Origin of the sequence: Pseudovibrio ascidiaceicola (assembly GCF_900114245.1) — a bacterium.
Taxonomy (GTDB): Bacteria; Pseudomonadota; Alphaproteobacteria; order Rhizobiales; family Stappiaceae; genus Pseudovibrio; species Pseudovibrio ascidiaceicola.
Map to the genome: position 1 here is coordinate 207302 of NZ_FOSK01000005.1, position 22683 is coordinate 229984.

At 52.1% G+C, this 22683-nt stretch carries 23 protein-coding genes; 6 read left to right on the forward strand and 17 right to left on the reverse strand.

Annotation, left to right across the window (positions count from 1 at the left end):
* The first annotated feature begins 62 nt into the window (after window positions 1-62).
* The 3 genes from BM231_RS11410 (at window position 63) to BM231_RS11420 (ending at window position 4306) form a co-directional block, all read left to right on the forward strand.
* The gene (locus BM231_RS11410) at window positions 63-956 is read left to right on the forward strand and encodes a LysR substrate-binding domain-containing protein (protein ID WP_093519436.1); all 894 of its coding nucleotides are present in this window, start codon (window positions 63-65) and stop codon (window positions 954-956) included.
* 273 nt (window positions 957-1229) lie between these two features.
* Window positions 1230-2198 carry an AraC-like ligand-binding domain-containing protein gene (locus tag BM231_RS11415; protein WP_093519438.1) on the forward strand — a complete coding sequence of 323 codons (969 nt, stop codon included), beginning with the start codon at window positions 1230-1232 and terminating at the stop codon, window positions 2196-2198.
* Between the two features lie 116 nt (window positions 2199-2314).
* Complete coding sequence (locus BM231_RS11420; protein WP_093519440.1) at window positions 2315-4306, forward strand: copper amine oxidase; 1992 nt, start codon at window positions 2315-2317, stop codon at window positions 4304-4306.
* A 54-nt stretch (window positions 4307-4360) separates the two neighbouring features.
* Here the strand turns inward: BM231_RS11420 and BM231_RS11425 are convergent, their stop codons facing one another.
* From BM231_RS11425 to BM231_RS11440, 4 genes are all read right to left on the reverse strand, one after another.
* Entirely contained in the window at window positions 4361-5005 is a 645-nt protein-coding gene (locus BM231_RS11425) for a DJ-1/PfpI family protein (protein WP_093519442.1), read from the reverse strand.
* A 108-nt stretch (window positions 5006-5113) separates the two neighbouring features.
* On the reverse strand, window positions 5114-6505 hold the full coding sequence (locus BM231_RS11430) for a sensor histidine kinase (protein WP_093519444.1): 1392 nt from the start codon (window positions 6503-6505) through the stop codon (window positions 5114-5116).
* Window positions 6498-7175 (reverse strand): response regulator transcription factor, encoded by a 678-nt coding sequence (locus BM231_RS11435; RefSeq protein WP_093519446.1) that lies wholly within the window; start codon window positions 7173-7175, stop codon window positions 6498-6500. Before BM231_RS11435 ends, BM231_RS11430 begins: the two co-directional genes overlap by 8 nt.
* 129 nt (window positions 7176-7304) lie before the next feature.
* Window positions 7305-7682 (reverse strand): hypothetical protein, encoded by a 378-nt coding sequence (locus tag BM231_RS11440; RefSeq protein WP_093519448.1) that lies wholly within the window; start codon window positions 7680-7682, stop codon window positions 7305-7307.
* Window positions 7683-7965: 283 nt separating this feature from the next.
* Between BM231_RS11440 and BM231_RS11445 the strand changes: the two genes are divergently transcribed.
* Window positions 7966-8574, forward strand: coding sequence for a TetR/AcrR family transcriptional regulator (locus BM231_RS11445; RefSeq protein ID WP_093519450.1), 609 nt, complete (start codon window positions 7966-7968; stop codon window positions 8572-8574).
* Window positions 8575-8617: 43 nt separating this feature from the next.
* Here BM231_RS11445 and BM231_RS11450 read toward each other — a convergent pair whose 3' ends face one another.
* The 7 genes from BM231_RS11450 to BM231_RS11480 form a co-directional block, all read right to left on the reverse strand.
* Window positions 8618-8968 (reverse strand): RidA family protein, encoded by a 351-nt coding sequence (locus BM231_RS11450; RefSeq protein WP_093519452.1) that lies wholly within the window; start codon window positions 8966-8968, stop codon window positions 8618-8620.
* A 36-nt stretch (window positions 8969-9004) separates the two neighbouring features.
* Window positions 9005-10120: an NAD(P)/FAD-dependent oxidoreductase gene (locus tag BM231_RS11455; RefSeq protein ID WP_093519454.1), complete on the reverse strand. Its 1116-nt coding sequence runs from the start codon at window positions 10118-10120 to the stop codon at window positions 9005-9007.
* A complete protein-coding gene (locus BM231_RS27475; protein WP_093519456.1) occupies window positions 10117-11532 on the reverse strand; it encodes an FAD/NAD(P)-dependent oxidoreductase in 1416 nt (471 codons plus the stop codon). The genes BM231_RS11455 and BM231_RS27475 overlap by 4 nt, the downstream gene beginning before the upstream one ends.
* Window positions 11525-11854, reverse strand: coding sequence for a (2Fe-2S)-binding protein (locus BM231_RS11465; protein WP_093519458.1), 330 nt, complete (start codon window positions 11852-11854; stop codon window positions 11525-11527). Before BM231_RS11465 ends, BM231_RS27475 begins: the two co-directional genes overlap by 8 nt.
* Before the next feature lie 145 nt (window positions 11855-11999).
* Complete coding sequence (gene dctP, locus BM231_RS11470; RefSeq protein WP_093519460.1) at window positions 12000-13004, reverse strand: TRAP transporter substrate-binding protein DctP; 1005 nt, start codon at window positions 13002-13004, stop codon at window positions 12000-12002.
* Window positions 13005-13099: 95 nt separating this feature from the next.
* The gene (locus tag BM231_RS11475) at window positions 13100-14398 is read right to left on the reverse strand and encodes a TRAP transporter large permease (protein ID WP_057461316.1); all 1299 of its coding nucleotides are present in this window, start codon (window positions 14396-14398) and stop codon (window positions 13100-13102) included.
* 1 nt (window position 14399) lies between these two features.
* Window positions 14400-14915 (reverse strand): TRAP transporter small permease, encoded by a 516-nt coding sequence (locus BM231_RS11480; RefSeq protein ID WP_093519462.1) that lies wholly within the window; start codon window positions 14913-14915, stop codon window positions 14400-14402.
* A gap of 143 nt (window positions 14916-15058) precedes the next feature.
* Here BM231_RS11480 and BM231_RS11485 point away from each other — a divergent pair, with 143 nt between their 5' ends.
* Window positions 15059-16000 (forward strand): LysR substrate-binding domain-containing protein, encoded by a 942-nt coding sequence (locus BM231_RS11485; protein ID WP_093519464.1) that lies wholly within the window; start codon window positions 15059-15061, stop codon window positions 15998-16000.
* A 95-nt stretch (window positions 16001-16095) separates the two neighbouring features.
* Here the strand turns inward: BM231_RS11485 and BM231_RS11490 are convergent, their stop codons facing one another.
* The 3 genes from BM231_RS11490 to BM231_RS11500 are packed head-to-tail and all read right to left on the reverse strand — an operon-like array spanning window position 16096 to window position 17789.
* A complete protein-coding gene (locus tag BM231_RS11490; protein ID WP_093519466.1) occupies window positions 16096-16713 on the reverse strand; it encodes a pyridoxamine 5'-phosphate oxidase family protein in 618 nt (205 codons plus the stop codon).
* A gap of 14 nt (window positions 16714-16727) precedes the next feature.
* Complete coding sequence (locus tag BM231_RS11495; protein ID WP_093519468.1) at window positions 16728-17192, reverse strand: nuclear transport factor 2 family protein; 465 nt, start codon at window positions 17190-17192, stop codon at window positions 16728-16730.
* Window positions 17193-17243: 51 nt separating this feature from the next.
* Window positions 17244-17789 carry a carboxymuconolactone decarboxylase family protein gene (locus BM231_RS11500; RefSeq protein WP_063296063.1) on the reverse strand — a complete coding sequence of 182 codons (546 nt, stop codon included), beginning with the start codon at window positions 17787-17789 and terminating at the stop codon, window positions 17244-17246.
* Window positions 17790-17919: 130 nt separating this feature from the next.
* Here BM231_RS11500 and BM231_RS11505 point away from each other — a divergent pair, with 130 nt between their 5' ends.
* Window positions 17920-18819, forward strand: a complete 900-nt coding sequence (locus BM231_RS11505; RefSeq protein ID WP_093519470.1) for a LysR family transcriptional regulator — start codon at window positions 17920-17922, stop codon at window positions 18817-18819.
* A 58-nt stretch (window positions 18820-18877) separates the two neighbouring features.
* Here the strand turns inward: BM231_RS11505 and BM231_RS11510 are convergent, their stop codons facing one another.
* Genes BM231_RS11510 through BM231_RS11520 form a run of 3 tightly spaced genes read right to left on the reverse strand, consistent with a single transcriptional unit; the run spans window position 18878 to window position 22619 of the window.
* Complete coding sequence (locus tag BM231_RS11510; protein WP_093519472.1) at window positions 18878-19666, reverse strand: enoyl-CoA hydratase-related protein; 789 nt, start codon at window positions 19664-19666, stop codon at window positions 18878-18880.
* A 2-nt stretch (window positions 19667-19668) separates the two neighbouring features.
* Window positions 19669-20982, reverse strand: a complete 1314-nt coding sequence (locus BM231_RS11515; protein WP_093519474.1) for a ferredoxin reductase domain-containing protein — start codon at window positions 20980-20982, stop codon at window positions 19669-19671.
* On the reverse strand, window positions 20982-22619 hold the full coding sequence (locus BM231_RS11520; RefSeq protein ID WP_093519476.1) for an amino acid adenylation domain-containing protein: 1638 nt from the start codon (window positions 22617-22619) through the stop codon (window positions 20982-20984). Before BM231_RS11520 ends, BM231_RS11515 begins: the two co-directional genes overlap by 1 nt.
* Between the last annotated feature and the right edge of the window lie 64 nt (window positions 22620-22683).

A 22683-nucleotide genomic window follows, 5' to 3' on the forward strand; every position in this document is an offset into this window, starting at 1 on the left:
TAGGTCGTTCAGTAAAATTGAACCTCATACAATACTGTCCCACATATAGGCTCTAATGAGAAATGAATGTAACGTTTCGTCAGCTCAAAGTGTTTGTTTCGATTACGCAGGAAGGGTCGATCACAGCTGCGGCAGAAAAACTGTTTCTCACCAAATCAGCCATTTCCATGGCTCTTGCGGAGTTGGAACGCCAGCTGGGGCGCAAGATGTTTGATCGCGCCAACAAGCAACTCATCTTAAACGAGCAAGGCCGCCGTTTACTCCCTCTGGCAGATGAACTGCTGGATAGGTCTGAAGCGATCACGCAGCTTTTTGAAGGGGACGATGCAACCAACGGTAACTTGCGCATTGGGTCCAGCTACACAATCGGCAATCATTTATTGCCCACCTTGCTTGGAGATTTCCGTGAAAACACGGGTTATCTGCACCAGTCCATGAGCCTTTCCAACTCCACCAAAACCTGCCGGATGCTGCTGGATTTTGAGTTGGACCTGGGGTTCATTGAGGCAAAGGTCAGTGACAAGCGCCTCAAGGTTGAGCCGTGGATGACAGACGAAATGGTGGTGGTCTGCGCGCCATCTCAATGCCCCTCGGCGGATGAGCCACTTGATTTGGAGACGCTGGAAAGAAAGAGCTGGGTTTTGCGTGAGCCGGGATCTGGCACACGAGAATACTTTCTGACGGAAGTTGCAGCGAACCTGGAGGAGTGGACAGAAGCGTTCGAGCTCAACAGCACCACTGCCATTGTCAACTCAGTCATTGCAGGGCTCGGTCTGACAGTGCTTTCTCGTCGTTCTGTGAGTGCCGCCGTTCAAGATGGCCGCTTGTCGATCGTTCCCTTGAAACGCAAGATGATCCGGCAATTTTCGCTGGTCTATAACACCGAGAAGTACCAGAGCCCTGTCTTCAAGTCCTTCCGGGAGTTCGCCCACAATTGGGCCTTAGGCCGGGAATAACGACCAATGAGCGTAATATGAGTTCCATGGAATTGCAAATAAGCAGTGTTTGAATGTATTTTGACTACTGTGCCTATTCTTGTGGTTTGACTGCCTTACATCCTAATAAAACTCTGTTTTACAATAGTATATACAAAGTTCGCTTAGCTGAACTGACCGTTGAAACTGAGTTGGTATGAATATGAAATAGGTCATTTATAGGAAAATGCATATATCTGGCTTGATTGCTGTTTAGATTCTTTCTAGCATTCCCTTTGGTTAGGGGAGGCGCCAGTGTGTATTCAGATACCTTCAAATCAATCCTGCCGATTTGAGCTGGATGAATGGAACACACGGCTGACCGAAATCTGTGGTCACTTCGTCACAAACACAGAAGCTGGAAGTGTCACGGGAAATGCCTCCATACTCCAGCTTGGTGATGTTGATTGCGCCCGTGTCACTCACAACGCAAAAGAGATCACCCGCGGGCCTGCTGATATTAGTAAGGACGGTGAGGCCTATTATTTCCTGATCCTGCAACTTCGCGGTGAAGCTGAGTTGGAACAGAACGGACAAACCGCGCTGCTTTCCAAGCCTGGAGATATGACGTTGATCGACTCCGTCAAATCTTCCAGTTTCAGGGCAAACCATACCTTAGGGTCTGACCAGATTTCCATCCACATCCCCCGCCATTTACTGCATCGTCACTTCAACTCCACCTATGCATGTGGCCGCAAGATCCCGGCATTTTCTGGGTCTGGTCAACTGATCAACGCCCATTTGAATTTGCTGCTTGAAGCGCAACCGGGAAGCCAGAAGCAACATTTGCTCTCAGGGGCGTTCAACGATGTGGTGAGTGCGACTTTTCTTGAAGAAGATACTGGCGCCCTGCAAGAGGGCTACGACAAGTTGCAGCTGTTGTTGTCTCTTATTCATGACAACGCGTTGGAAGAGAGTTTCAATATCGACGAGCTTTCAAAGCTTTCCAGTATGTCACGCAGTAGCATTTATCGGCTCTTCAGAGAACATGGGTTGAGCTGCAACGAACAGATCGCCAAGGTACGTGTCAGTCGGTTTAAACGCGAATTGTCGCGCCGTCTGCATACCCGGCAAGCCTTCAGAATCTCACAACTGGCGTTCGAGTTTGGATTTCGCGATCTATCGACATTCAACCGGGCATTTCGGGCGCAGGTGGGCATGTCGCCGCGTACCTTTGCGGAGCAGATCAGGCAAAACGAGCCGACTGTGAACCGATATGCCTAGTAAATTGCACAGGATGCGCAGACACAGCGATCCGGGCTCGCCTAAGCTTTGATTGGACGGATTTAGGGGGAGAAGACACAGGTGGGTTCATCTCCCCTTCCGATGGGAGGGAACCAATGACTTTAAAGATGCTGGGGGGGCTTGTAGCCGCCTCAATGCTCACGACTGCCGCGTATGCTGCAGATCCTCATCCACTCGATGGCCTGACAGGAGATGAACTCAATGCAGTTCGGGCAACCCTGATTGAAGCCAATGCTGCCAGTGATAAAACGCTATATCCGTTGATCGAGCTTTTGGAGCCGCACAAAAAAGCGGTCATGAGCAATGCGACAGATGGGAGCCTTGATCGCAGAGCGACTGTGCATTTTCAGGAAAATGACAAGTTCTACCAAGCCGTAGTGAACATCACTAAGGGAGCAGTGGAAAGCACTTCTGAGCTTGAAGGTCAGCCCATGATCATGTTGGCAGATTTTATGTCAGCCATGGAGATTGCGCTTGGAGATGAGCGTATGGTTGCTGGTCTTGCCAAACGCGGGTTAACGCCAGATGACGTATTTTGCCTTCCATTGACCGCTGGAAACTTCTTCACAGATGCAGAGCAGGGCAAGCGCCTGATGAAGGTGCCTTGCTACGTGAACCCGACAAGTTCCAACTTCTATGCCAAGCCGGTCGAGGGGCTGGTGGCTGTGGTAGAGCTTTCTGAGCGCGAAGTGCTGGAAGTTCTTGATGAAGGCGCCGTGCCGCTGCCAGAAGATGACTGGGGCTATAATGAGGACGAAGTTGCCAAACGCACAGCATTAAGGGCTAAAACCAATCCGGCGCGCCTGCGTCAGGAAGGTGGTCCAAACTTCAGCATTGATGGCAGTGAGATCACCTGGGACATCTGGAAGATGCGGTATCGCGTCGATAAACGTCCGGGCCTTGTTCTGTCGCAGGTCAAAGCCAATGATGGTGCGAACTGGCGTTCAGTGCTCTATCAAGCCTCCCTGTCTGAAGTGTTCGTACCGTATATGGACCCATCGGCAGGTTGGTATTGGCGGACCTATATGGACAGCGGCGAATATGGATTTGGCCTGTTCCTGACTCCCCTGCGCAAGAATGTAGATTGCCCGGATTACGCGACTTTCCTTCCGGCATTGATCCATGATGATATGGGCCAGCCACTGGAAATTCCTGACGCGATTTGCATTTTTGAGCGCGATATTGGGAACCCGGCATGGCGTCACTTTGAAGTCTTTGCTCAATCAGAAACGGAGTTTGTGCCTGCAGAAGGTCGGCCAGAAACTGAACTGGTCATCCGCACAGCCTCTGAGGTTGGCAACTACGACTACCTGATCGATTACCGCTTCAAGCAGGATGGCACGATTTACTTGAAAGTCGGTGCATCCGGTCTGGATGCCGTGAAGGGCGTCGCTTCTAAAACCTTGCAGGATCCAACTGCTGCCGAAGACACCAAATATGGCTCGCTCATTGCGCCGCATCTGGTGGCACCGTTCCATGACCACTACTTTAACTTCCGTCTGGACTTTGACGTGGACGGACCAGACAACACCATGATGGTGCAGGAGATTGTTGGCGGTGAACCTCCGGTCAACGTTCCACGTCGTTCACTCTGGACCGTTAAGAACACACCGGTCAAAAGTGAGATGGAAGGTCGTTTCCGCCTCAGCTCTATGAAGCCGAAAGCCTTTATGGTGATGAACGGGAATGTTGACGGTTACCTTGGTCACAAGCCAGCCTACATGCTCCACCACGGCAGCGTGTCCTATGCTCCATTTGACTTTGAAAACGATGCTCCGTTCGTGCGTAACCGCTACATCGAGTACAGCGTCTGGAACACTGCTTATGATCCAAAGGAGCGTTATGCAGGTGGCGCGCTCGCTATGGGATCTGACGGGTCTGATGGTCTGGCAGAATGGGTCAAGCAGGACCGCGAACTCATGAACAAGGATGTAGTCACATGGTTCACTGCTGGCTTCCACCACGTACCACGTTTGGAAGACTGGCCGGTCATGTCAACGGAATGGAAGACCATCCATATTCAGCCAATGAACTTCTTCCCTCGCAATCCGGCTCTCACAATCCGGTTGCCTGACGAGTCCAGCTAAGGCTGCACCCTTGGTTAGAGCATCCTCCTTGATTACCTTCAAACGGAAGGTGCTCTAACCGAGGCTTTTGTAAGTATATCCTTCTCCGGGAGTGGGTTTCACGCGGCCAGCTTTGGGGGGCAAATCTATGATGACCCCAAGCTTTTCCATGAAGGCTTGCATCCACGTCCAAAGGCCATGCCATTCCACGCCATAAACAATGTTTCCATCTACCACGACACCTTCGTACCCCAGTTTTTCGTAGGTATTGCCAGACATCTGAACTTCTGTCTGACACACAAAATTCCCCGTCATGGTTTTGCCCTTCAAAAGCCCCGTGGCAAGCAGGATCTGCACCCCTCGGCAAATGGAAGCGATCGGTTTGTTTTCCTTGATGAAATGAGATGTTACATCACGGACAATTGGGTATGTGCGCAAGTATTCGCAGGAGCGACCTCCGGGAAGCACAAGGGCGATGTAATCGGCAGGGTTCAGACGCTCAAGAGACACGTTGATGTTGATCCGGTGCCCTTCCCACTCGGTGACTGTTTGATAGTCCTTATTGATATCGTGAATGGACGAGGCGACCGTTTCACCCTCCCGCTTTTTGGGGCAAGCAACATGCACTTCATAACCGATGGCTTTCAGCAACATGAATGGAACAATGACTTCATAGTCCTCGCCAAAGTCACCGGTAATCAATAAGATCTTGAGCTTCATAAGGACATCCCTCCAAAATAATTGGTGTGAAAGATGCCATGGTGCACTGAGCAAACTGTTTGGCGATCAACTCAATTTTGATCCGTGATTAGTTCAGTTTGTGTCGAGTTACTCGTTGATTGGTGGATGGAAGACAAACTGAATACTGAGGCCTTTACCAGAAGCTGGAGAGGATAAAACGAGTTCTGCTTGGTGCAGATCGGCAATGGCTTTCACCAAAGCAAGCCCTAACCCAGCGCCTGGTGTACTCCTGCTCTGCTCCATTCGATACATAGGCTCGACAACGCGTGGATAGTACGCCTCGGGTATACCCGGCCCATTGTCCCGCAGACCAATCGTGTTTCTTGAAACGAACAGCGTAACTTTGGCCTTTATGGGTGTGTGGCGTAAGGCATTTTCAATGAGATTAGCAAGTGCCTGAACAAGAAGTACCTGATCGCCGGATATGCTTCCAGCTTCTTCAATTTCAACGGAAAAAGAACGGCCAGTTTCTTCAACGACAGCTTGATAGATCTCAGCAACATTATGGATCAAGTCAGCCAGTTGGATGTGTTGGAACTGCTTTTTTCTCTCGCCAGACTGAACACGCGAAATTCGCAACAGGGCGTCAAATACCTCAAGCAGATTATCTGTTTTCTTAAGTGCTCCGGCAACGCCTTCTGCATCGCTGACACCTTTTTGATTTTGCTCCTGTGTCTGTTCCAGTTGCGCTCTGAGACGAGTGAGAGGAGTCTTTAAATCGTGTGCGATATTGACTGACAGGTCGCGAACTTGCTGAAGTGTGGTTGAAAGTCGCTGTGTGGTTTCATCCAGTTTGACGGAAAGAATATCCAGATCGTCTCTGCAGCTTGAAGGTGCAATGCGGGTTGCCAGATCACCTGCTGCGATCTGGTCCAGAGCATTCGTTATTTTGGAGAGCCTTCGCTGCGTGCGCCAGCCAAACCAGAGGCCACCGCTCAGCGTTATAAACATCATAACACCGCCACTGAACAAAAACGCATAAGGCAATGTGTTCAGCAGTTGGTTACTGGCGCGAAGACTTGAGCCTACGGCAAGCGTGCCACCGAGGACGGTGCCAACATAAACGCGCCAGCTGGTTTCTGTTTCTACATGGTCCTCTGCCTCTTCGCCCTCTTCCTCATGGAAGTAATAGGGAGCGAGGTTTACAAAGCCTGTCTGTCCATAAACGTCTGGGATTGAATACCCATATATCCTGCCGGAATCTGATTTGAAGCTGACAAATTCATCAACGCTGAAGTGCTCACTCTCAGATTGATAGGAACCCGCAATGGATTGGTAGGAAATACCTTTAGCGAGATCAGCTTTGATCTGATTGAATTTTGTAAGAAGGTCGTTGTCGATAGTTTGGTTGAGGTTGGCGCGAATAGAAACATCTGCCAGAAAGCCCGTTGCAACCAAGCCCCCCAAAAACACCAGTGTGAGCGCAAATGCCTGACGCAGCGCGGACATCTGCCAGAGATGTTTCAGAGAGTTAGTCATCAAGAATATACCCTGCTCCGCGGATTGTTCGAATGAGCTCAATACCAAACGGCTTTTCGATTTTGGTGCGCAGCCGGCTGATATGGGTTTCCACGACGCTGCTGGTTGGGTCGAAGTTCATATCCCAGACCTTCTCCAGCAACATGTTCTTGGTCAAAACACGTCCTTTGTTGCGAATAAAGGTCTCAAACAGGCGAAATTCTTTGGCGTTGAGCGGGACAGGTTGACCAGCACGGGTACATTGCTGTTTGAGCAGGTTCAACTGAAACTTCTCAACCTCGAGGCAACTCACCGTATCAGTAGTGTTTGAACTTGGCCGTCGTCCAAGGGCAGATACACGGGCCAACAGTTCCGAAAACGCAAAGGGTTTGGGCAGATAGTCATCTCCGCCAGCATCCAGCCCTTCAACACGGTCTTCTACTGAACCTAAGGCTGTGAGAAACAGGACCGGAACCGCATTCTTGGTTGAGCGTAGTGCCTTTAGAACCGAGAGGCCATCAAGGCCTGGTGTCATCCGATCCAGCACAATGACATCGTAGTCTCGTGTCGTTGCATTCAAGAATGCATCGTGCCCGTCTTTGACCCAATCGATGACATGCCCGGCTTTGGAAAGTCCATCTTCGACCCATGTTCCGATTTCGATGTCGTCTTCAAGCAAAAGAATGCGCATAAGATACTCTGGCTATAGCTCTATGATGTGTTTGCACGAACGGATTGTTATGGTCAAGAAAGCGTATCAACACGCTTGAACGTTGATGCGCACTTTGTAGGGTAATGCTGGGGACTACCGTAGATAATATTAGCCGTTTACCCTGCTGGCACGCTCGTCTACGCGTTCTCGCTGAACCCCATCATCGTGATCATCACAATCGCCGTTTTCACGATCATCGTTGTGCCCCTGGTCGAAGTCGTCTTCTCTGTGTTCATCACGATCACTATGCTCATCGCGTCGATCGTCATCATGATTATCGCCATGCTCAGAGGATCCATCATAATCCTTGCAAGCTTCAACGCCCTCGGTGCGAGGTTTGTCTTTATCGGAAGCTGCATCAGCGACAACAAATGGTGTTTTGGTCTGGAGACCTTCTTCTAGATTGGAGGAACTCGCAGCAGCGACAAAACCGGTTGAGGCAACGGTCAAAAGAACGGAACTCATCAAAATACTGATTGTTTTCATAATGTATCTCCTTGGGGGCGTTATTGCCGGGACATCCAAGGAATACTCATTCAGTTTTTCAGCTGCCGGACATGAGCTTTGTAAGTTTGTAAACTTACGCAAATTCGTCAAACTCAAATCAATAGAAGCTTTGAGCTTAGTGAATGGGAGAAAATCGTATCAACCTTGCGCAACATCCCCGGCCTCAACCCTGTGATTGCATGCTAGCTTTTCCGCTAAGGTCCTGAAGGATGCCGACTTGCAGCCCTAAGTGTGCCTGCAAACCAATGTGTGGAGAGCGTTTATGGACGACCCCCAGCAACGGAGAGAGGATGTTCCCGCTGCTCTGCAGGATGATCGTATGATCATTCTCAACGGGTCACTGCGTTGTTTCGCACGCAACGGTTATTTCAACACTACGTTCAAGGATATTGCTAAGGAAACCGGCCTCTCGCAACAAAGTATTGGGTCCATTTTTGCCAGTAAGGATGAGATTCTGGCAGAATATCTGCAAATGTGTGATGACGAGATCGTTCAGCAAATTAAAGAAGAAACAGCATCAGATACGGATGTGCTGGAACGAATCCAGTCCATCTGCGTCACGACCCTGATCTATCTGGGCACACATTCTGAACTTACAGCAATTTGGGTTGAGTTTTACAAGCACCATGTGGCGCGTGTGGTTCTAAAGAAATTCTTTGGCCTGCTTCGCACGCGTATTAGTGAGCAGATTGTTGAGGGAATGAAAAATGGTGTGATCCGGCAGGCAAATGCAACGCATATCGTTGAAGCGATTGTCGAGTTGTTTGAAGGCACCCTGATCCTAAGTCGTCTGGAAGGCACCAACAACGAAGTGGAACGACGCTTCCTTGCCTCTTGGGAGGTAATGGTGGAAGGGCTCATTCAGAAGTAACAGGAGTTGGCAAGAGCCCGCAAAACCACGGGCTCTCTGTGTTTTACTGAGCTGCAACCACAGTAAATTCAACCAGAATATCCGGACGGGCCATGCGTGCTTCAACGCAGGCACGCGCTGGTTTCTCACCTTCTGCAACCCATGCATCCCACACAGCGTTCATCGCTGCGAAGTCCTTCATATCGCGCACATAAATGGTGGTGGACAGGATTTTGTTGCGGTTGCTGCCAGCTTGTTCCAGCAGGGCATCAACTTTGGCCAGACAGCGTTTTGTCTGTTCGGTGATGTCCCAGCTTGGGTCATCGGCCGCAGTTTGACCACACAGGTAGACTGTTCCGTTGTGCTTTACGATCTTGCTCATGCGGTGGTTGGAATCCACCCGTTCAATTGTCATGGTTTTACTTTCCTGTTGTCTTGGAAATATTGGGAGTTAAAGAACCTTGCGCTCAAAGCGATCAATGCGGAACGGGTTCAGATCAAAATTGGTTTTGCCTGTTGTGATCAGTTGTGTGAGCACATCACCAACGACTGGCCCGAGCTGGAAGCCATGGGCCGAAAAGCCGAAGGCATGGTAGGCATTGCGTGCATTCACCCCTGCCCCGATTACAGGTAGGTTGTCGGGCATGTAGGCTTCCAGTCCAGCCCACATCCGGTTGATGACGGCTGTCTTCATGATTGGGAAAAAGGTTTTGGTTGTCTCAGCTGCAAGGGCCAGCTTCTTGTAATCCAGTGTCGTGTGATTGCTGTCGCGGTCTGCAAAGCCTTTGGCGCCACCACCGATGAGAACGGTGCCATTTTCAAATTGCTTGAATGAAAGCTGGCGAGAGATTGCGCCGACAACAGGACCAGCAAAATGCGGCATGCGGGCTGTGATCATCAACATAGGCGCGCTGTGTGAGAGCGGGGTGTTGTCGCCCATCATCATGGCCGTTTTGTCCGCCCATGCCCCAGAGCAATTGATCACAGTGCCAGCGTCATAGGTGGCTTTATCGGTTCGTACCTGCCACGTATCACCAATCTGGCGCAGGTTTGCGAGTGTCTCGCCTTCATGAAACGTCGCGCCGAGCCGCTCAGCTGCCCGGCGAAAGGCAGTGGTTGCCTTGTAGGGGATCGCGTAGCCATCTTGTTCAGACACCACGCCGCCCACGCAATTATGCGCTACATGAGGTAGCCGCTCGCGCAATTCCTGCTGGTCGATCTGTACTTCGTGATTGTAACCCAGTCCGGCGAGGCTATTGATCCGCGTCTGGATCTTGCTCATGTCTGCATCATCAATCGCAATGTTGATCAGGCTGCGTCTGCGAAAACCAGTGTCACCGTCCAGCTCATCATCTAGTGTTTGCCAGCGGGACATGGCTTCTTTGGAGAGCGGAACTTCAGCAAAATCGCGGCCCAATAGACGTACACCGCCAGCATTGACACCGGACGCATGACGGCCAACATAATCCTTTTCCAGCACCAGCGTCTTCAAACCAGCCTTCGCCAGATAGTAAGCTGTTGCGCTGCCGTGTATGCCGCCGCCAATGATGATTGCATCAAAATTCATGCGGACACCTCAGCCGGTTTTTGAACTGGTTTTATGTTTTGGAACTGGCTCAACTCTTCAACACTGAGCAATCGTTGCGGAGAGCGCAGGCGATAATAGCCGATGTCGGAAACAGGCTTGTTTTGCCAGTCTGCCAGCAACTCGCTCACAGTGTGCCCGCATTGGCGGCCCTGGCACGGGCCCATACCGCAGCGGGTCAATGCTTTAAGCGCGTTCGGGTCTTTCGCTCCTTGCTCAAACCCGGCACGAAGTTGTCCCATTGTTTGTTCTTCGCAGCGGCATACCAGCGTGTTGGTTGCTACAGGGATGCGGTGCTCTGGTGTTGGAGGATAATACGCATCAAGAAAACTGCGGAAGGCTTTGAAGGACTTTATGGCCTTCAGGTTAGCAGAGCTTTCTTGCTGAAGGTCTGCGTCGTTGAGTTTGCCAAGTTTGTTCATAGCTTTGAGTGCAGCAAGGCGGCCTGCGTGGCGAGCTGCTTCAGCCCCCTGAATACCTGCTGCATCACCAACCACAGCAATGTGCGGGATTGAGCTCTGACCCCAGTCATCCAGCACTGGTGTCCAACACAGTTGCTGCTCTGCCCAGTGATGCTCCATACCGAGCGCCCGCGTCATGTTGAGGTTAGGTATGACACCTTGATGCAGGAATATATGACCAGCATTGATGGAGTGGGTTCGGCCATCCTGCTGAAACTGCAGGCCAACGGCCTTGCTTTCTCCGAGTATGCTCAAGTTGGAGGCATGGCGAAAGACCGGAACACCAGCACGGCGAATTTCATTGAGGAGCTTCAGGCCTTTGATAAGATAAGCTGGTTTGCGGAGCGCACCACCAAGGTGCTGCATCGCGCGCCCAACCCCGCCAGCGGGCGTTGTATCCACCACAGCGTTAACGGTTACGCCGAGCCGAAGATACTGTGCTACGATCAGGTAAAGCAATGGACCGGTGCCAGCAAAGATAGCGCCATCTTTGACCATGCCGTCGGATTTGAGCATCACCTGTGCGCTACCTGCTGTCATCACCCCCGGCAAGTGCCAGCCTTCAATAGGAAATGGGCGTTCCATTGCACCCGGGCTGATAATGAGTTCACGCGCTACAAGACGGCGGGTCTGATTGTCTTGTGAGTACAGGACTTCGCCGTTTTCTCCAATGTGCCAGACATCCGCATTCTGGTGACGATCAATGTCAGCTTCGAGGAAGGCTCGAACCAGCTCTGCGCCCTCGGTGTACTCCCTGCCGAGCACGGATGGGTCCAACAGCGGGCTCTGCGTCACATCCCGGTAGATCTGACCGCCGGGAGTTGCTTTGCGATCAAGCACAGCGACCGAAGCTCCCTGCTGTGCGGCCTCTAGTGCGGCGGACATACCGCCCGGGCCTGCACCGATAATAGCGATATCGAAAATGTCACTCATGATCAGCACTCTCTTTTTGATGAAGTGCAGCAATGGATTGTTCGGTCAGGTGTTGGCTGCTGACGTGCATGCCCTCTTCTACTGTCGTCATACAGGCCTGCTGGTTTGGCACACCGTTGATCTCAACAAGACACTCAAAGCACACGCCCATGGCGCAATAGGCAGAGCGTTGCTGACCTGAGACAGAGGCAAGGCGGGTTTGTGTTTCACCGTGCAATGCCATGGCTGCCCAAAGGCTGGAGCCTTCAGCAACCTGAACCGTCTGCCCGTTGATGTTGATGGAGACGCTTTGGGTCTCGGGTTTGCGCAGTGAGCGGAACATTGGACCTGACCTTTAGTGGCAAGCTTTAAAACAAGTGGGTTTCCCAATGAAACCGGGCGGATCAGGCAGACCGAATGAAACCGGGATTGGGATCCGGTTGGGAACAAAACTGCCTGATCCTTTGGAGACCTATCGGTCTGGACTTTTAGTTCTTGATTTTTTCAAGAATGGACTGACCCCAGTCAGCGCCAACGTCGTTCAGGATCTGTGGCCATACGTCTGCGCGCACTTTCTTGGCCGCCGCTGCCAATTCATCATCAGAAAGGTTGACGATAGTCGCACCGTAGTCTGCCAGTTTCTGCTCAAACGCACCCTGATCGGATTCCGCTTTGGCCCAACGCTTGGCTTCAAACTCTTTCGCAGCTTCTACGAGAGCTTTGCGGGAGTTTTCATCAAGACCTTCAAAACGCTCGGAGTTGATGATCAGGTACCAGACTTCGAAGTGGGTGTTCACTGGGATGTAAGTCTTCGCGACATCACGGAAGGAGGCGTAATAACCTTCAGCACCGGAGCCCACGACGCCATCAACAACACCGGTCTGAACAGCGGTGAAGGCTTCGGAGAACGGGATTGGAGAGCTGATGTAACCCAGAGCATCTGCAGTCAGCTGGAAGCTTTTGATGCCTGGTACGCGAACCTTGATGCCTTTGTCTGCGTTTGGATCACCCGGAGCCACCGCATCACGGTTCAGCGCGATACCGCCGAAGTACACCGGATAAGCGGCCAGCATGGTGATGTCCTGCTTGGCGTAAAGCTCTTTCATTGCGTCGTGGATTGCGCCGCCTGGACCGTAGATCTTTTGCGCCTGCTCCCAGTTTTCAGCCACATACGGGAAGGCACTGATCTGCATCTTGCGCTCAACAGCAGTTGCTGCTGGCTGTACGGCCATGTCGATAGCGCCAACAGAAATACGCTCTTGTACAGTGGTGTAGTCACCAAGTGCGCTTGCTGCGAAGATCTTCATCTTCAGGTCGCCATTGGTTGCTTTCTTCAGCTCTTCAGCAAGGTCCTTCACTTCCAGATCAACAGTTGCGCCCTGCGGACGGATGTGACTGATCTTCAGTGTTTTGGCCTGCGCGACAGATGCTGCACTTACACCACCAATGATGGTTGCCAGCGCGAGGGTTGTTTTCAATGCCTTCAAAATCATAGTTCACCTCTGTGTTTTGTTTTCAATCGCAACTGAGGTTGCTGTTATCGGAGCTGCTCCCACAGCTCGCTTTGGGCTCTTGTCTGGTGATGGGGTCAGTAACCAAAGAGCCGGGGAATGAAGAGAGACAGATCTGCCCAGAAGGAGGTCAGGAACACCACCGGCAGATAGCCAAACAGGATGAGGATCATGGCCGGGCGGATCACTTGCGTGACTGGCACCTTGCCGATGCGTGCGCCCAGATAGAGGATCGAAGCATATGGCGGGGTTACACCACCCATGGCTGTGTTGACGCCCATGATCGCTGCAAACTGGATCGGGCTAATGCCGATTGCTTCCATGAGAGGTAGAAGCAACGGGGCAATCAGGATGATCGCGGTCACATCATTCACCACCATCCCCACAAGGAACAGCAGGATGTTGATGAGGATCAGCAGCAGAACCTTGTTCTCGGTGATGGAGAAGATCGCCTCCACCAGTTCCTGTGGCACGCTTTCCAGCACGAACATCTGGGAGAGGATCATTGAGAACAGGATCATCAGCATGATCGCGCCAACGGATGTTGCCGCTTCTTTACCAGCGCCAAGGAATGTTTTGGCATCCAGCCCGCGGTAAATAAGGAACCCGACAGGGATTGCGTAGATTACTGCAACAGCAGCAGCTTCTGTCGGGGTCATGATGCCGCCGTAGATGCCGCCAAGGATGATGACTGGCATGAGAAGCGCTGGAGTCGCCTTGAACCCGCGATGACTTGCTTCCTGCACGAAAGCTTTGCCGCGTGGGCGGTCTTCCAGTTTCAGGTCAAACTTGCGGGCCAGACGCAGGTTCACCACAGAGAAGCTGGACATGATCAGCAAGCCGGGACCAAGCGTTGCAAGGAAGCAGGCGAGGATGGATGTGTCTGTTACCCAGCCATAAACGATCATGGTCACGCTTGGTGGGATAAGCAGGCCAAGCAAGGATGCATTGGCGATGAGCGCAGTTGCATAAGCCCGCGGATAGCCTTGCTTTTCCATCTCAGGAATGAGGAGAGGACCGATGGCGGCAACGCCTGTGAGACCAGAGCCGGAAATTGCACCGATCAACGCACAGCTGACGGTCGCTACAACACCCAGACCGCCACGCAAATGGCCGATGAAGATGTTGACGAAGTTAAGCAAACTAGCGGCGATGCCACTGACGCTCATAATCGTGCCCGCCAGAACAAACAGCGGAATAGCAAGCAGAACAGGATTGCCGAGCTGCTGGAAGCCCCAGAGCATGTTGCCCTTCATGATGACATCACCAGCGAAGTACATAGTCATCAGACCCGCGCCAAAGCAGTACGGCAGCGGAACGCCAAGAGTGAGCAGAATTACGAGAACTGCAACGGAAAGAAGTGCAATCTCAACCATATCAGGCCAGCTCCTCTTTTGGGGGTTCTGTTGAGGTTGGAAGTGGCTCCGGGAATGTCCCTGTCAACACCTGATGGATGTGTCGGCCCAGCTGAATTGCGGTGAACACCATCATCAGGACAAGGCCAGTGATCAGCGCGATGTCCACGTAAAAGGTCGGGATGTAGAGGGTCGGGCTCTCGCGCCATACACGCATCGAATACTTGGTAAAGTCCCATGCCCAGTAGGTGAGCCAGCAACCAATTGCGAGGCTCAGCGCTTCACCAACGAGGGCGAGCACGGCCACTTGCTTCGGCGTTTTCAGGAAGATTTCCAGAACGTTAGCACGGATATGGCTGTTCTCGCGGGAGGCATTAACTGCGCCCACCATGTAGAGCCACATTGTTGGATAGAGCAGACTTTCTTCCAGCCCCAAAACTGGAATCTCAAGCAGGTATCGCGTGATCACCTGTACAAATTGGCCCAGTGCAACAAGGCATATCAGCCCCGTCAGCAGCAGGCTCATTAAGCGATCCATCAGCAATCCTCCCTAAGTAGATGTCCGCAGCGCTGTTCGGGGAAGATTTCGATTTTGACCTATAAAATCAAAGTGATTTAATCTATTAAGGTATAGAAAAAAATTATGGGGTTGGTAATTGCCTCACAATAACAGGTGGTTACATGAACCTGAGTTTTCGACAGTTGCAGGCATTTCGTGAAGTAATGCGAACAGGCTCTATCTCTGAAGCAGCACGTACCCTAGGCCGCACGCAACCTGCGGTAAGTTCCCTCATTGCGAACCTTGAGCAGGAGCTTGGGATCGAACTGTTTGAACGTCAGCGCGGGAAACTGATCCGCAAACCGGAAGCGCAGTTCTTCTTGGGGGAAGCGGAAGCTATTCTGGACCGTCTGGCTCGTTCCACCCGCACCATGCGCGAGATCGGCTCTTTGCAGCAAGGACGGCTCAATGTGGCGTTCATGCCTGCGTCCTCTCAGGTGCTCATTCCTCAACTGATTTCAGAGTTCGTGCATGACAAGCCGGAGGTGAAGGTTTCGCTGATGATGCGCGGGTCTAACGTGATTGAAGAGTGGGTCGCCTCTCAGCAATATGATGTGGGACTGGCAGAAACTCCCGCTCCCAACAGTGCGCTGATCACGCATGATTTCCTGCTCAATTGCATTTGTGCTTTGCGCAGCGATGATCCACTGGCACGCAAGGAGGTTATTGAAGCGAAAGACCTCTCAGGCAAGCCATTAGCGACACTGCCAGAGATGCACCCAAATTGCGTTTCCACGCGGATGGCATTTGATGACCAGAAAGCGGTGTTCAATCAACGCTTCGAGTTACGCAACTTCCTCCCTGCACTGAAGCTTGTGGAAGATGGCTTGTGCTATTGCATTTGTGATCCGATGACGGCGGATGGGTATCTGAACACTGCACGGGAGCACAGTTCTCTCGTTTTTCGACCGTTCGCGCCCAAGGTGGTGCTGGCAATTTCAATCTTGCTCCCATCACAACGGCCTGCCTCCGCACTCGCAGATGCGTTTGGGCAAAAGCTGCTGAGTGCTGTCACGGAGATTGAAAAGAAGCAATGGGGTGATTTTTATGGGGGGCCACAATAGCGGTGAGAGGTAGTGCGTATTCCCGATATTAGGGCCAGATAAGTTTCGGGAATACGCAGTAACAGGTGAGTTCGCCCACCTGCTATTCGATATAATCAGTTCGCTTGTACGACGCTTTGCAGCTTCTGGATTTGTGCTTCCAGCTCTGCGATCTTCTGTTCTTTTTCTTCCAGAGCGGATTTGACCCACTCGGCGTCAATGCGGACCGGAATGTGCTGCGGGCAATTGGCATCCCACGCCTCAACACGGAAGATAATCGCCTGCTCTGGAGCTGCGCGGTACGGTTGATCGTAATCCATCAGCTGTTCAACCAATCCCGGATCATCCTCAACAACCTTGGCTGTACCCCAGATCTTGATCCGCGTCTTCTGCACGTAATCAATCAGAAAAATGAAGGCCTTGGAGTTATCTTCCAGATTGCCCTGACTGATGTACTGACGGTTGCCGCGAAAATCTGCAAAGCCAAGATGGTGATTGTCCAGCACCTTAAGGAAGCCTGCTGGGCCTCCGCGATGCTGAATGTAAGGTTGGCCATCAGCATTGGACGTTGCCAGAAAGAAACTGCGCTGATCTGCAATGTACTGCGCCAGTTCTTCTGTCACTTCGCTCTTCCAACCGCCGCGCTCTTCCATACTGGCATAGCCGCGGCGGGAGCCTTTGCGGCTCTGGATGGCTTTCACTGTGGGAGTGAAGCCGATATCACTGGAATACATGGGGTTTCCTCCAGTTACAGACCTAAATCACTCAGGCTTGCATGCTCATCAGGGCGGCGACCCAACGGCCAATGGAACTTGCGTTCCTCTTGTGTGATCGGATGTTCATTGATGCTTGCAATCCGGCGCTTCATCAGGCCGTCCTCAGCGAACTCCCAGTTTTCATTGCCGTAGGCTCTGAACCACTGTCCGGAGTCGTCATGATACTCATAGGCAAAGCGAACCGCGATTCGGTCTCCCTCAAAGGCCCATAGCTCTTTAATTAGGCGGTAATCGAGCTCTCGGGTCCATTTGCGAGTAAGCAACTGCTCAATCTCGGGGCGTCCAGTTACAAATTCTGCTCTGTTCCGCCATTGGCAGTCTGGCGTGTAGGCCAGAGCTACCTTTTGCGGGTCTCTAGAGTTCCAGCCATCTTCCGCCGCACGGATTTTGGCGCTGGCTGTTTCCCGTGTGAACGGAGGGAGTGGTGGTCTGGTCATGACGATCTCCGGAAGGGTGGCAGGTGGATTGGGCTCCACCCGCCCGTTGTATCAGGCAAGTTCTTTAACAGCAGGGAAGTCCACTTCGGTTCCCAGAACTTCGTTCATATAGTTGGTCAGCGTGTTCAGGGCGACATGACCAACAATCTCAACCAGTTCTGCGTCGGAATAACCCGCATCGCGCACGGCCTGTACCTGTGCATCCGAAACCTTTCCACGGTTCTTGACGATTGCGACAGCAAACTCGACAGCAACAGCTGCTTTCGCATCTTCAGAACTACCGCGACGGTTCTTTGCAATTTCGTCAGCGGAGAGTTTGGCAAGGTTGGAAGCAAGGTATGTGTGTGCGGAAAGGCAGTAGTTACAGCCATTCTGCTCGCCAACAGCCAGCGCAAGGCGCTCACGAGTAGCAGCTGGTAGAGTTCCTTTGCCAAGTGCGCCGTTCAAACCGAGGTAACCTTCCAGCGCCTGCGGGCTGTTAGCAACGATGCGGAAGAGGTTTGGCACAGAGCCGAGCTGGGAGTTGACGGCCTGAAGGGAAGCCTGGGAATCCTGAGGAGCGGCCTCAATGGAAGATGGGGTAGGAATGCGTGACATTGTGTATCTCCTTATTTTTAAAATCGGATGATGGTCTTCATGTAACCAATGTTTGAAAAGAAATAATTGGGCTAATGTGCAATTCACTATTACAACTAGCGCAATAAATGAGATTGATTGCGGGATTGATATGGACAAACTTGAAACAATGCAGGTGTTTGTGGAGGTGGCTGAACGGGAGAGCTTCGTGGAAGCCAGCAAGAAGCTTGGCCTTTCAGCTCCTGCCGTCACTCGCTCCATTGCGCGGCTAGAGCAATCCCTTGGCACAAGATTATTCAACCGAACCACTCGTCACGTCCGACTGACGGATGCGGGCCGGCATTATCTTTGCGATGTAAAAGGCATTTTAGAGAGTGTTGAACAGGCAGAAGCGTTTGTCAGCGGCAGCTATGCCAAGCCAATCGGCGAGCTTTCCATCACTGCACCCATACTGTTTGGGCAGAAATACATCATCCCGCTGATCACAGAGTATCTCGACCTCTACCCTGAAGTGACCGCCAATGCGGAGTTCTATGATCGCATCGTCAACATGGTGGAAGATAATCTGGATGTCGCATTCCGCATCGGACATCTGCAGGATTCCGGGCTCTATGCCACCCGCGTAGGCAGTATCCGCCGCGTGATTTGTGCATCACCATCGTATTTTAGTGAGCGTGGCACACCGCAAACACCGTCAGACCTTACAAAGCACAAGATTATCCAGCCGACCTCGGTTGAAACGAGCAGCCATTGGAAGTTTGCCGGTGGGAAGACTGAGGTGGTGAAGATCAGCCCGCATTTGCGCTGTAATCACAACTGTGCAGCTATTCAGGCCGCAATAGGTGGGGCTGGTATTACCCGTTTGCTGTCCTATCAGGTAGCAAAAGATGTGGCGAATGGCGTGCTCCAATTGGCGCTGGAGGACTATGAGCCTGAGCCGCTTCCAGTCCATATCGTTTATATGGAAGGCCGACGAGCCAGCGCAAAAGTGCGGTCATTCGTAGACTTCGCCGCTGAGCACTTGCGAGACAATCCGTTTATCGGAGACTGATACCTAAAAAGTGAAACGCCCGGAATGTTCACATGGTATCCGGGCGCCTCTCATTTATTTAAGCATCTTCCAGCTCTGCTTGCTCATTGAAGTTTGGCGGCCGCTTTTCAAGGAAGGCGGCCATGCCCTCTTTCTGGGCAGGAGAACCAAACAAGGCATGGTACATCTGCCGTTCAAAACGAATGCCATTTTCCAATGAGTTTTCATCCGCCGCATTCACGCAGGCCCGTGCCATCATCGTGATGTCGCGTGCATAGCCAGCAACAGTCTTTGCTGTTTCATTTGCAACGGGCATCAGCTCATCTGCAGGGATCTTTCTGCTAATGAGACCCATGTCGTAAGCCTCTTGCGCATCAATCATGCGGCCTGTGAGGATGAGATCCATGGCCCGTGCTTTGCCAACCAGCTTGGTCAGACGCTGAGAACCGCCAATACCCGGGATACAGCCGATCTTCACTTCCGGCTGGCCGAATCTGGCGGTGTCTGACGCCAAAATAATATCGCACATCATGGCGACCTCACAGCCGCCTCCCAAGGCATAGCCAGAGACAGCCGCAATCTTCGGGATGCGAAGCGCCGCAAAACGATCCCATCCGGTGAAGAAGTTGCTGGAGTACATGCTGGCGTAATCCTGCACGTTAAGCTCTGCGATATCAGCACCTGCTGCAAAGGCTCGCTCGTTGCCTGTCAGGATAAGACAACCGATGGCAGAGTCTGCATCATACTTGGTCGCAGCGTCCAGTACCTCTTCCAGAACCTGAGAGTTAAGTGCATTCAGAGCCTTTGGGCGATTGAAGCGAATAGTCGCAACGCGGCCTTCGACGGATGTTTCAATAGTTTCATACATGTTCAGCTATCCCAGATTGCGCCATAGGCCGGAATGCCGAAGCTTTCCATGTCATGAACAAGTTTGCGGGTCAGTTTCTGGTTGGAAATGACGATGACAGCTTCGGCTCCACTCTCCTCAACCGCTTTCAGAGTTAATGCGGTCAGGTCTGGTTTACCTTGGGAGTCTGTGTCCCAGATCACCGGGTTCTCAGTGCTTGCCTCAATCTCATCAACGAAGGCATCGCCATAGGTTTTACGTGGGTTGCGTGTTGACCAAATCACCTTATTCGGTACGTCACCTGCAAGCAGGTGCGGAACAATTGGGCCAATGCCAGAACCAGTCCCAACGTAAACGACCTTCTTGAACAGCACCTCAATACGCGCAACGCCAGAGGTGGTGATGCCCTTCACCCAAACATGACTTGGCGGGTTTTCAATAAAGTCTCCGGTCCAATCCCCTGCCCGACTGATGGCGAGGCGATAGCCTGGCTCAGCTGGAGATGGGATATTTGCAAACGCATGATACTCGCCAAATGGAGTGTGACTGATTGCGTTTGAGCTGCCCGGGAATGGCGTATCGCCATAATCGAACTTCGCCAAAACTGCATGGTTGGATGGCTTCACCACATCCACTTTAACGCGCTTCAGCGAGAGCCAAGGTGAGACGATGGACAGTGTGATGAGGCAGAGCATCCAGAATGCTGGAGTTTCCATAAGAACGCCGCCAGTGTCCTGTGTGATGGAAACAGTCTGTGCCCAAAACAAGCCCAGCACTGTCCAACCAACAAAACGGTGCACCTTCTCGAAGGTGTTGTGATGGCGCGCGCGGAAACCTCCTTGTGCCGTGACGATAAGTAGAACCATCAACGCGACCATTGCCCCACTGAGAGCAAGCGTCTGATCTGATGGAAGTGCGGCCCCTTCAACGCGGTTCGCAACCATGGCGTAAAGCAGGAAGCCAAACCAGATTGTGCCGGACACCGTGCTGCTGGAGTGAAGCCCCCCGAAATGGAACACCTTGCCAGCGCCCCAACGAAGCCATAGCGGCCAGCTGGTTGGAATGCGGGTTGCCAGCCAAAACAAGGCGTTGACCACCCGTTGCTGCCGGATGAGGATGCCAAGAGACAGGTTGATCAGCGCCATATCTGCAATAGCACCAAGGGCAAAGCCAGTTTCTGCAAACCAGCGTCCATCCTGTAAACCTGCGATAAAGACTGCAATGTTGACCACGGCGACCAGCATCACCAGTCGGTTGTACTCCATCAAGGATGGATGGCGCGTTATCCGTCGCCAGTTGTAACTGCGAGTTTCAGCAGTTGTTGCTTCAATAGTCATTAATTTAACTCCACACCCTGAGCGTCAATATGGTCTTGTGCCAGCTTCAAAAGCAGGCGCTTGTCCAACTTCCCGCGTGGTGTGCGAGGCAACTCATCCATGGAAAGGATCAGCGTTGGACTACAATAGTAAGGAAGTTTGTCTTTCACGGACTGGGCCGCAGTGTTGGTGCACACATTCGCCGGACTGACGAAGGCAACCAGATTGCGGCTGTCGAACTTGAGCGTCACTGCCTGATCACAGCCTTCCGTTGCTTCCAATGTGTTGGAAACACCGTCCAGTTCCACACGGAAACCGCGGATTTTGACCAGATCATCAACTCGCCCAAAATGTTCCAACTCACCTGTGTTGGTCCAGCGACCAAGGTCTTTGGTGCGGAACATCATGTGACCGGGACGGAACGGATCTGGACGATAACGGTCAAGCGTAAGATCGGGATTGGCGAGATATCCAGCAGTCACACAATCACCACCAGCCCACATTTCGCCCTTCTCGCCAATGGCAACGGGCCGTAAGTTTTCGTCTAGTACATAGACCGTGTTGTTGGGTGTCGGACGACCTATGGAGAGGATTTCCTTGCCCGGATAGTGCGGCTCAGCCGTGTTGATGATGGTGGTTTCGGTTGGACCGCAAGAATTGTAGAAGCGGCAGAAGCTGCTCCATGCATCTGCAAGTGGTCTTGGGCATGGTTCGCCTGCGACAGCAGCAGTTTGCATTTGCTGGCAACGGCTGTGGTCAAGCGAGTTTAGAATTGACGGTGTTGCAATCAGCACGTCCACCTTTTCGGCTGTTTCCTGAATGCTTTTGCCGCGAATAACCAGCGTAGCGCCGTTTGAAACAGCACCAAGAGTTTCCCAAGCCGCCATATCAAACGCGATGGAAAGAATTTGACCCACCCGCAACCCAGGACGCATGCCAAGATCACCGGGGCTGGTTTGCAATATGTTGCAGAGGTTTTTGTGGGTGACCTGAACGCCATTTGGGACGCCTGTGGTGCCAGAGGTGAACAGGATCATGCACAGATCGTCCGGCTGTGCTTTGTGTTGCTCACCCTCTAACGGCGTGGTCGGCAGAGTTTCATCCTCGATCACATCTTCTATCGCGATGAGAGTTTGCCCTTCGGCGACCGGCACCTGATCTTTAAGGCTGCGAAGCGTTAGGATGACTTCGGCACCAGTCACAGAGGCAATGTGGTTCAACGCCTTTTCTGGCGCAACACCCACATGCTGCGGAATATACGCTGCACCAACGCGCAGGGCGGCAACAATACCAACCAACATTGGAATGGAACGATGCAGGTACAAGCAAACGGCGTCTCCTCTCTTAACGCCGTGCTGTGCCAAAGTGTGAGCGAGCCGGTTAGCGGCTTCATTCAGCTCACCGTAGCTGATTTCGTGGTCTTGATACTCGGCTGCAACGGCATTTGGCTGTGCAGTCATAAAGTGGTTCATTGCGGAAATGATAGTTGGAAAACGTGGAGCGGTTTCTGGTCCCCAGCCAAAATCCAGAAAACGTTCCTGATCAAAATCGCTTAATGCCGACAGAAGTGGATTGCGTGGTGCAACTCTTGTCAGTTTTGGCATGGCCGGAAACACTGGCCGAATGTCATTTAGATAATCTGCAGCAATATCCCGCATGGCGAGTCCCTCTTATGGTGATAATCACTGATCCTAAATAATGGGAAAAATTCCCATTTGAGTA